1 protein-coding gene is annotated in these 523 nt (G+C 64.2%); it reads left to right on the forward strand.

Annotated elements, in window-relative coordinates:
- Positions 1-41: 41 nt before the first annotated feature.
- Positions 42-523: helix-turn-helix domain-containing protein (locus WS62_RS04545; protein ID WP_197422763.1), on the forward strand; the 482-nt coding region annotated here is incomplete at its 3' end.

Below are 523 nucleotides of genomic sequence, written 5' to 3' on the forward strand. Positions count from 1 at the left end.
CGTAACCTGACGCCTGATTCTATAGAGGTCAGGAGGAAGAATTGCACGATCGCAAGGCACTTCAGGCACTGGGCGGCTGGACCGGCTATCGGTTGGAGCGGGTGGAATGGCCGGAAGGAGGCGGCGGTACGCTGTCGCTGTATCTGAAGCCGGTCAGCAAGGTCATGCACTGCGAACAGTGCGGAGCGCGCTGCCAGCAAATCCACGAGACGACGGTTCGGCGAGTGCGCGATCTGCCGCTGTTCGAGTACCGAGTCGTGCTGCATGTCCCCCGCCGTCGGGTCTGGTGCGAACACTGCGGCGGCCCGCGACTGGAGAAGCTGGCGTGGCTGGGCCGCTACCAGCGGGTGACGGAGCGGTTCGCCAAGGCCTGCGAGAAGCTGCTGCAAGCGGCCAGCGTGCAGGCGGTCGCAGCCTTCTACGATCTGGGATGGCACACGGTCAAATCGATCGACAAGATGCGCTTGCGAGCGCGTGTGGCCGAGCCGGACTGGTCGACGATCCGCTATCTGGCAATCGACGA

The sequence above is a fragment of the Burkholderia sp. ABCPW 14 genome (assembly GCF_001523835.1).
GTDB classification, from domain to species: Bacteria; Pseudomonadota; Gammaproteobacteria; order Burkholderiales; family Burkholderiaceae; genus Burkholderia; species Burkholderia mayonis.